This is a genomic window from Streptomyces sp. BE303 (assembly GCF_036290945.1).
Lineage (GTDB): Bacteria > Actinomycetota > Actinomycetes > Streptomycetales > Streptomycetaceae > Kitasatospora.
The window spans coordinates 1-8,583 of sequence record NZ_JAQYWZ010000422.1 but is presented as its reverse complement, the minus strand read 5'-3'; the positions used below and the strand labels follow the sequence as shown (position 1 = coordinate 8,583).

Genomic DNA, 8,583 nt, shown 5'->3' with positions numbered 1-8,583 from the left:
GGCGGGCGGCTGCTGAGCGCCTTTTCGCCGTTCCCGGCCGTGGGGGGGGGGGGGTTAGGCGCCGCGCACGGGCGGGCGGGTTGTTGGGGGGGTTGTTTGAGTACCCGGGGGGGTTAAGTGTCGGGGTGGCGGGGGCCGGGGCGCGAAAGCCCCCCCCCCCCACGGCCGGGAACGGCGAAAAGGCGCTCAGCAGCCGCCCGCCACCGCCGGAATGATCGAGACGCTCGCGCCGTCCTTGATCTCCGTGGCCAGACCCTCGGCGAACCGCACGTCGTCGTCGTTCACGTAGACGTTCACGAAACGGCGCAGCTTGCCGGTGTCGTCGAGGATGCGCGCGGCGATCCCGGCGTGGTTCTTCTCCAGGTCGGCGATGACGTCACCCAGGGTGGCGCCCTCGGCGGACACCTCGCTGGCACCACCGGTGTAGGTGCGCAGGATGGTCGGGATGCGGACGTTGGCGCTCATGGGGGTCTTCTCCTCGTTGCGGGGCGGGGGTGTACCGGGGAAGGACGGCGAGGGCCGGTGCCGGACGGGTCCGGGCCGGTCAGGCGGACGCCAGGCCGGCGTCGCGGAACGACGCCAGCGTCGGCCGGATCACAGCGGTCATGCCGGCCTCCGAGACGGCGTCCAGCGTCTTGAGGCCGTCTCCGGTGTTGATCGCGACGGTCTCCTTCGACGGGTCCAGCTGTCCCGTCTCGACCAGCTTCTTCAGCACGCCGACGGTCACCCCGCCCGCGGTCTCGGCGAAGACGCCCTCGGTCCGGGCCAGCAGCCGGATCGCCGCCACGACCTCCTCGTCCGTCACGTCCTCCACCGCGCCACCGGTACGCCGGGCGATGTCGAGCACGTACGGGCCGTCGGCCGGGTTGCCGATCGCCAGCGACTTGGCGATGGTGTCCGGCTTGACCGGCCGGATCACGTCGTGGCCGGCCTTGAACGCCGCCGACACCGGCGAGCAGCCCGCCGCCTGGGCGCCGAAGACCCGGTACGGCCGGTCCTCGACCAGGCCGAGCCTGATCAGCTCCTGCAGCCCCTTGTCGATCTTGGTCAGCTGCGACCCCGAGGCGATCGGGATCACGATCTGCTCCGGCAGCCGCCAGCCCAGCTGCTCGCAGATCTCGTACGCCAGCGTCTTGGAGCCCTCGCCGTAGTACGGCCGCAGGTTGACGTTGACGAAGCCCCAGCCCTCGCCGGCCGGGTCACCGATCAGCTCCGAGCAGAAGCGGTTCACGTCGTCGTAGTTGCCCTCGATGCCGACCAGCTCGCCGCCGTACACCCCGGCCATCACGACCTTGCCCTGCTCCAGGTCGTGCGGGATGAACACGCAGGACTTGAAGCCGGCCCGGGCCGCGGCCGCGCCCACCGCACCGGCCAGGTTGCCGGTCGACGAGCAGGACAGCGTGGTGTAGCCGAAGGCCCGCGCGGCCTCGATGGCACAGGCCACCACGCGGTCCTTGAAGGAGTGGGTCGGGTTGCCCGAGTCGTCCTTGATGTGCAGCTGGGCGGTGAACCCGAGCTCGCGGCCCAGGTTGTCGGCCTTCACCAGCGGGGTCCACCCCGGGTTCAGGTTCGGCTTGGAGGCGACGTCGGCCGGCACCGGCAGCAGCGGAGCGTACCGCCAGATCGACGCCGGACCGGCCTCGATGCGCTTGCGCAGTTCCTCCGCGCCCTCGCTGCCGAACTCGTAGGCGATCTCCAGCGGGCCGAAACACTCCACGCAGGCGAAGCTGGGGCCGAGCGGGAACCGGGTGCCGCACTCGCGACAGGACAGCGCGGCGGCGGGGCCGAGGTCAACGGTGACGGGTGCGGCGGTGTCGATAGCCATGATGGCGGAGGCCTCTCTCCTCATCTTCCCCGTGACGCGGGCGCGCCACAGGCCGGAATTGGCACCTGTCCCGCCGGCGCTGTTGACAACAGCCGCGCGAGAAGGTTGCCGGGACGTCAACGGGCCGTTCCCTCAGTCCCTCTGGATGAGCTCTGTGAAGTTGTGGTCATGCTCAGCGGAGACCCCGGCGTGCGAAGGTGCGACCGCTGTACGAAGACTGTATCCGAAGGCGTCAACCCCGAACGGGATCGTCCGCCACGCGAGATGACCCGTCCCATCCCACCTCGCCGAGGAGAGAACAGTGCCCGCCGAACCGATCCCCGCGCTCCTCCCCGAGACGGCGTCCTGGCTGCGCCGACGCTCGTGGAGCGCGGCCGACCGCCCGGTGGACGTCCTGCTGGCGGCCAAGCGCGCACTGGGCCCGGCCGGCACGGTCAGCGTCGTCCTCCCCGCCCTGGACGAGGAGGCCACGGTCGGCGACATCGTCCGCACCATCCGCCGCGAGCTGGTGGAACGGCTGCCGCTGGTCGACGAACTGGTCGTGGTCGACTCCGGCTCGGCCGACGCCACCGCCGCGGTCGCCGCCGAGGCCGGTGCCACCGTCGTCCACCGCGACACGATCCTCCCGCGGCTGCCCGCCGCCCCCGGCAAGGGCGAGGTGCTCTGGCGATCGCTGCTGGTCACCCGCGGTGAGATCGTCTGCTTCGTCGACGCCGACCTGCGCGCGTTCGATCCCGCCCTGGTCTCCGGCATCGTCGGCCCGCTGCTCACCGACCCGGACATCCACCTGGTCAAGGCCATGTACGACCGCCCGCTGGAGACCGACGGGGCGGTCGTCCCGGCCGGCGGCGGCCGGGTCACCGAACTGGTCGCCCGCCCCCTGCTCAACCTGCACTGGCCGGAACTCGCCGGTTTCGTCCAGCCGCTCGGCGGCGAGTACGCGGCCCGCCGTTCCCTGCTCGAACGCCTGCCCTTCCCGACCGGCTACGGCGTCGAACTCGGCCTGCTCGTCGACGCCCTGGAGACGGCCGGGCTGGACGCGCTCGCCCAGGTGGACGTCGGCGTCCGCCACCACCGGCACCAGGACGGCCAGGCGCTCGGCCGGATGGCCGCCACCATCTACCGCACCGCCCTGGAGCGGCTCGACCGCACCCACCGGCTCAAGGCCGCCGCCGACCTGGTCCACCCGCTGCTCACCCAGTTCACCCGCGACCCGGAGACCCGCGCCTTCACGGCCCACACCCACCCGGTCACCGCCACCGAGCGCCCGCCGATGCACACCGTCCCCGAATACGCCACCCGGCGCTGAGGGGTTTGCGACCCGGGACCCCCGGCAACCAACCAACCATGGGCGATCTCACGACCGAACGTTCGAATTCGACCGGCACTGCCCCCGTCCTGGTGGCGTCCAACCGGGGACCGGTGTCCTTCGGCACCGCGGACGACGGCACGCTGACCCTCCGCAGAGGCGGCGGCGGCCTGGTCTCAGGGCTCTCCGCCATCGACGACCCGGACGCCGTCTGGGTCTGCGCCGCCCTCTCCGACGCCGACCGCAGGGCCTCCCGGGAGGCCCCCGACGGACGCCTCGACCGGGCCGGCCACGACGTCGGCGGGCAGGCCGTCCGGATGCTGGACATAGACCCGGAGACCTTCGCCCGGGCCTACAACGGCGTCGCCAACTCGACGCTCTGGTTCATCCACCACCTGCTGTACGACACCCCGACCGCGCCCGCCTTCGACGCCGGCTTCCGCACCGAGTGGCAGGCCTACACCGCGTACAACGCCGCCTTCGCCGGGGCCCTCGCCGCAGAGGCCGCACCCGGCGCCGCCGTCCTGGTCCAGGACTACCACCTCTCGCTGACCCCGGCGCTGCTCCGCGCCGCCCGCCCCGACCTGCGGATCGGCCACTTCTCGCACACCCCCTGGGCCCCGCCCGAGTACTTCCGGCTGCTGCCCGACGACATCGCCGAGACCGTCCTGACCGGCATCCTCGGCGCCGACCGGGCCGGGTTCCTCACCCGGCGCTGGGCGCTCGCGTTCGCCGACTGCTGCGAAGCCGTCCTCGGCGCCGCCGTCGACCGCGACGCCCTCACCGTCACCCACGAGGGCCGCACCACCCACCTCGGCGTGCACGGTCTCGGCGCCGACGCCGGCTTCCTGCGCGAGCGCGCCCACCGCCCGGACGTCGACGACCGCCTCGCCACCCTGCGCGCCGCCGTCGGCGACCGCCGGACCGTCGTCCGGGTCGACCGCACCGAGCTGAGCAAGAACATCGTCCGCGGCTTCCAGGCGTACCGGCACCTGCTGCGCACCCGTCCCGAGTGGCGCGACCGGGTGGTCCACATCGCCTTCGCCTACCCGTCCCGCACCGACCTCGCCGAGTACCGCGCCTACACGGCCCGGGTGCAGGCGCTGGCCGAGGAGATCAACGAGGAGTTCGCCACCCCCGGCTGGCAGCCGGTGATCCTGCACGTCGACGACGACTTCCCGCGCTCGCTGGCCGCGTACCGGATGGCCGACGTCGCCCTGGTCAACCCGATCCGGGACGGCATGAACCTGGTCGCCAAGGAGGTCCCGGTGGTCTCCGACGACGGCTGCGCCCTCGTCCTGTCCCGCGAGGCCGGTGCCCACGCCGAGCTCGGCGAGGACGCGCTCACCGTCAACCCGTACGACGTCGTCGCCACCGCCGAGGCCCTGCACGCCGGGCTCACCATGCCGGCCGGCGAGCGCGCCGACCGCACCAAGCGGCTCGTGGCCGCCGCGACCGCGCTCCCGCCCCAGCAGTGGTTCCTCGACCAGCTCAACGCCCTGCGCTGAGCTCCTCCCCCAGTGCCGCCAGCAGTTCCACCACGCCGGCCGGGCCCGGGACCACCAGGTCCGCCCGGTCGGCGAGTTCCCGCACCGGCGCGTCCCCCACCGCGCCGCTGCAGACCGTCACGCCGGCCAGGCCCTCCCCGCGCAGCTTCTCCACGGCCGCGAAGGCCGCGACGTCCCCCAGGTCGTCCCCCGCGTACAGCACGGACCGGGCGCCGCGCTCGCGCAGGAAGCCCTCCAGTGCCGCCCCCTTGTCCACCCCCGGCGGTCGCAGCTCAAGGACCAGCCGACCGGGCTCCACCACCAGGCCGTGCTCGGCCGCCAGTGCGCCGACCGGTTCCACCAGCCGCTCGAACGCGACGGCGGGCTCGGCCGTCCGCCGGGTGTGCACGGCCAGCGACCGGCCCTTGTCCTCCACCCACGTCCCGTCCGGCGCCCCGGCCGCCGCCAGGACGTCCGGCAGCGCCGCCCGGACCGCGGCCACCCCGGGGTGCACCGGCGGCGCGGTCAGCTCACCGGCCTCCCACCGCTCCGCGCCGTAGTGCCCGAGCACCACCACCCCGCCGACCTCGGCGAAGCCCCCGTACTCCACCGCCAGCCCGGCCGGGCGCCCGGTCACCACCACGACCGCCCCGACGTGCGGCACCAGGCCGCGCAGGGCGTCCGCCGCGCCCGGGTGCGCCCGGGCACGGCTCGGGTCGGACACGATCGGTGCCAGCGTGCCGTCGAAGTCCAGGGCGACCACCGCCGCCCGCGGCTCTTCGAGCAACGCCGCCAAGCCCGCCCGTCCGTCGTCCGTCAGCGGTCGCGCAATCTCAGCAAGGCCCATGACAGGGACCGTACCCGGGCCGGACGGGGGTCATCCGTCGACGCGGCGGTCGGGCTCCCGGGTCGGGCGCCGGGGCGGCGCCCGCCTACCGTGCCGCGCGCCGGGCGTCCCGGACCCGCCGGAGCCGGTTCACCAGCACCGGCGCGTGCGCCAGTGCCTCCGGTCGGTCGAGCAACGCGTTCAGCAGCTGGTAGTACCGGGTGCTGGAGAGTCCCAGCTCCTCCCGGACGGCCCGTTCCTTGGCGCCGGCCGTCCGCCACGACCGGCCCTCCAGCTCCAGCACCGCCCGGTCCCGCTCGTCCAGCTCACCCGCGCCCATGCCGGCCAGCCTACTTGCGGAGCCTCGCGGCCTCCTTGACGGCCGTCTGCTGGAGGTCCTCCAGGACCGGCTTGGGGTCGGCGGTCGCGGCCGCCCCGATCCCGGCCTTGATCCGGTTGGAGACCTCCACCCAGGCCGGGTCGCCGAACGGGTAGAAGCTCGCGTTGCCCAGCCCGGCCGCGAACTGCTTCAGGGCCTCGTGCTTGGGGTCCTTGCTGATCGCGTCGAAGGCGTCCTGGGTGACCGGCAGCAGGTTGTAGGTCTCGTCGAACTTGAGCTGGTTGTCCTTCGCGTAGACGAAGGAGAGGAACTTGCGGATCTCGTTGCGGTGCCCGTTGGCCTTGAAGGCCATCATCCAGTCGGCCACCCCGAGGCTGCCGGTCTTCGCCAGGCCGTCCTTCTTCGGGATCGCCGTCGTGCCGAAGTCGATCTTCCCCTTGGCGGCCATCCGCAGCAGGGTCGGGTGCCCGTTCAGCATCGCGACCTTCCCGGCGGCGAAGTCGCTGAACACGGGGGTGCGGTTCATCTTGCCGGGTTCGGGGTAGGTCAGCCCGGTGGCGACCAGGTTGGTCCTGAGCCAGTTGAAGGTCGCCTGGTTCTGGGTGCTGTCGATGGTGTAGTTGCCGACGTCGTCGGAGAGGCTGCCGCCGCCGCTCAACGTCCACAGCATCGACTCGGCCGGGGCCTCCTCCGGTCCGAGCGGGAGCCCGTACGGCGTCACGCCCGGCACCTTGGCCTTGATCTTCTCGGCGGCCTGCTTGAGCTCGTTCCAGGTGGTCGGCGGCTTGTCGACGCCGGCCTTCTGGAAGATCGCCTTGTTGTAGAAGAGCACCCGGGAGGAGGAGACGAACGGAATGCCGTACTGCGTGCCGAGCACCTGCCCGGCGTGCGAGAACGACTCCATGATGTTCGCCTGGGTCTCCAGCGAGAGCACGTCCGAGGCGGTGTAGAGCCGGTCGGCGCCGGCCTGGTCGGCGAAGCCGCCGGTCTGCAGCAGGTCGGGCGACTTCCCGCTCTTGACCAGGTCGTCGACCTTCTTGCCGATGTCGGTCCAGCTCTCCACCTGGACGTCCACCTTGATGCCCGGGTTGGCGGTCTCGAAGCGCCGGGCGAGGTCGTCCCAGTACAGCTTGGAACTGGTCTCCGCGCTCTCGCCGTAGTCGGCCGCGACCAGCCGGAGGGTGATCGGGCCGTCGTCCTTGCCGCCGCAGCCGGTGAGCACCAGTGCTCCGGCCAGTGCGATGCCGGACAACCGGGTGGGGACCTTGGCGCGCCTGTCCAACGCGGGTACCGCCTTCGAGGGGGAGTCTTGCGGGAGCGACGAACCGGATCGGGGGGATCCGGCCGGGGGGAGGCGGCAAGGGTGCCAAACAGGCCACTCAGTGGTCCACACCTGTGGCCGGTCCGCGCCGGGTAGTTATCGAAGTGCGGAGGTCGTTGCACGATGCGCAATGAAATTCGGCCGTCCGACCCGCCGGACCCGGCCTCAAGGGATCCGGTCCGGTTCGTGCAAAGCGCCGCACACCGCATACTTCTGCGACAAAGCTCACCCCGCTGGACCAGACCAATCCGACAACTGGACTAGACCTCTCCGACCCACCCAAGGGAAACTGTCCTCCGTGAAGCACGTCATCGCACTCGATGTAGGCGGCACCGGCATGAAAGCCGCGTTGCTCGCCCAGGACGGCTCCGTGCTGTTCGAAGCACGACGCCCGACCGGGCGGGAACACGGCACGGACGCCGTGGTCGCCGCCATCCTCGACTTCGCCGCCGACCTGGCGGACGAAGGCCGCAGCCGCTTCGGCGTCGCCCCCGTGGCGGCGGGAGTCGCCGTCCCCGGGACGATCGACGAGAAGAACGGCATCGCGGTCTTCTCCGCCAACCTCGGCTGGCGCGACCTTCCGCTGCGCAAGCTGCTGGGAGAGCGCCTGGCCGCGGCGGACGGCGGCGCCATGCCGGTCGCCCTCGGCCACGACGTGCGCTCCGGGGGTCTCGCCGAGGGCCGGCTCGGCGCCGGCCGGGGCGTCGAACGCTTCCTCTTCATCGCCCTCGGCACCGGTATCGCCGGCGCCATCGGCATCCGGGGACGGATCGAGGCCGGAGCCCACGGCTACGGCGGCGAGATCGGCCACGTGGTGGTCCGGCCCGGCGGTCCCCAGTGCGGCTGCGGCGCCCGCGGCTGTCTGGAGACCCTCGCCTCCGCCTCCGCCGTCTCCCGCGCCTGGGCCGAGGCCGTGGGCGACCCCGACGCCGACGCGGCATCCTGCGCCGTCGCGGTGGACGCCGGGGACGCCCGCGCGGTCGCGGTCTGGCAGCGCGCCGTCGAGGCCCTGGCCGACGGCATCGTGCTGGCCCAGAGCCTGCTCGACCCGTCCACGGTGATCGTCGGCGGCGGGCTCGCCGAAGCCGGGGACACCCTCTTCACCCCGCTGCGTGCCGCGGTCACCGAGCGTCTGACCTTCCAGATGCCCCCCGAGGTCGTACCGGCCATGCTCAAAGACACCGCCGCGTCCCTGGGCGCGGGCCTGCTCGCCTGGGATCTGCTCTCGATGGAGGTGACCGCGTGACCGCGCGGAATCAATCTGCGGCCCTGCCGCGGCGAACCGCACTGGCCGGCGCCCGGCTGGTCCTGCCCGGCGGCATCGTCGAGGGCGACCGTCTCGCCGTCGAGGGCACCCGGATCGCCGGTCTCGGCGGCGCCACCACGGCCGGTGACCTCGACCTGACCGGGTACACCGTCGTCCCCGGCTTCGTCGACCTGCACGTCCACGGCGGCGGCGGCGCCTCCTACGCCTC

The 8,583-nt window shown here is 72.8% G+C and carries 8 protein-coding genes, 1 pseudogene and 1 riboswitch; of the genes and pseudogenes, 4 read left to right on the top strand and 5 right to left on the bottom strand.

Annotated features, from left to right (window positions below; translation table 11 throughout):
• Positions 1-186: 186 nt before the first annotated feature.
• Both PUR56_RS08155 and thrC read right to left on the bottom strand, forming a co-directional pair.
• Complete coding sequence (locus PUR56_RS08155) at positions 187-465, bottom strand: ubiquitin-like small modifier protein 1 (protein ID WP_329877155.1); 279 nt, start codon at positions 463-465, stop codon at positions 187-189.
• 79 nt (positions 466-544) lie between these two features.
• A complete protein-coding gene (thrC, locus tag PUR56_RS08150) occupies positions 545-1,825 on the bottom strand; it encodes a threonine synthase (RefSeq protein ID WP_329877157.1) in 1,281 nt (426 codons plus the stop codon).
• Positions 1,826-1,842: 17 nt separating this feature from the next.
• A riboswitch (SAM riboswitch) is annotated at positions 1,843-1,977 on the bottom strand.
• Positions 1,978-2,126: 149 nt separating this feature from the next.
• On the opposite strand from thrC, the gene PUR56_RS08145 reads away from it, so the two are divergent.
• Positions 2,127-3,134, top strand: coding sequence for a glucosyl-3-phosphoglycerate synthase (locus PUR56_RS08145; protein WP_329948401.1), 1,008 nt, complete (start codon positions 2,127-2,129; stop codon positions 3,132-3,134).
• A gap of 38 nt (positions 3,135-3,172) precedes the next feature.
• Complete coding sequence (locus PUR56_RS08140) at positions 3,173-4,642, top strand: alpha,alpha-trehalose-phosphate synthase (UDP-forming) (protein WP_329948400.1); 1,470 nt, start codon at positions 3,173-3,175, stop codon at positions 4,640-4,642.
• Here the strand turns inward: PUR56_RS08140 and otsB are convergent.
• From otsB to PUR56_RS08125, 3 genes are all read right to left on the bottom strand, one after another.
• Entirely contained in the window at positions 4,626-5,468 is an 843-nt protein-coding gene (gene otsB, locus PUR56_RS08135) for a trehalose-phosphatase (RefSeq protein WP_329877163.1), read from the bottom strand. The genes PUR56_RS08140 and otsB overlap by 17 nt on opposite strands.
• A gap of 85 nt (positions 5,469-5,553) precedes the next feature.
• A complete protein-coding gene (locus PUR56_RS08130) occupies positions 5,554-5,787 on the bottom strand; it encodes a DUF3263 domain-containing protein (RefSeq protein WP_327679814.1) in 234 nt (77 codons plus the stop codon).
• A gap of 10 nt (positions 5,788-5,797) precedes the next feature.
• On the bottom strand, positions 5,798-7,039 hold the full coding sequence (locus PUR56_RS08125) for an extracellular solute-binding protein (RefSeq protein ID WP_329877167.1): 1,242 nt from the start codon (positions 7,037-7,039) through the stop codon (positions 5,798-5,800).
• A 367-nt stretch (positions 7,040-7,406) separates the two neighbouring features.
• Between PUR56_RS08125 and PUR56_RS08120 the strand changes: the two genes are divergently transcribed.
• Positions 7,407-8,354, top strand: coding sequence for an ROK family protein (locus tag PUR56_RS08120; RefSeq protein ID WP_329877169.1), 948 nt, complete (start codon positions 7,407-7,409; stop codon positions 8,352-8,354).
• Positions 8,351-8,583 (top strand): annotated as a pseudogene (locus PUR56_RS08115) (N-acetylglucosamine-6-phosphate deacetylase); the annotation flags it as partial. The gene PUR56_RS08120 and the pseudogene PUR56_RS08115, both read left to right, overlap by 4 nt.

What these genes read in the sequence shown, in the direction of transcription:
- PUR56_RS08155 (WP_329877155.1), bottom strand. Translation starts at nt 465, where the DNA reads ATGAGCGCCAACGTCCGCATCCCGACCATCCTGCGCACCTACACCGGT.
- thrC (WP_329877157.1), bottom strand. Translation starts at nt 1,825, where the DNA reads ATGGCTATCGACACCGCCGCACCCGTCACCGTTGACCTCGGCCCCGCC.
- PUR56_RS08140 (WP_329948400.1), top strand. Translation starts at nt 3,173, where the DNA reads ATGGGCGATCTCACGACCGAACGTTCGAATTCGACCGGCACTGCCCCC.
- otsB (WP_329877163.1), bottom strand. Translation starts at nt 5,468, where the DNA reads ATGGGCCTTGCTGAGATTGCGCGACCGCTGACGGACGACGGACGGGCG.
- PUR56_RS08130 (WP_327679814.1), bottom strand. Translation starts at nt 5,787, where the DNA reads ATGGGCGCGGGTGAGCTGGACGAGCGGGACCGGGCGGTGCTGGAGCTG.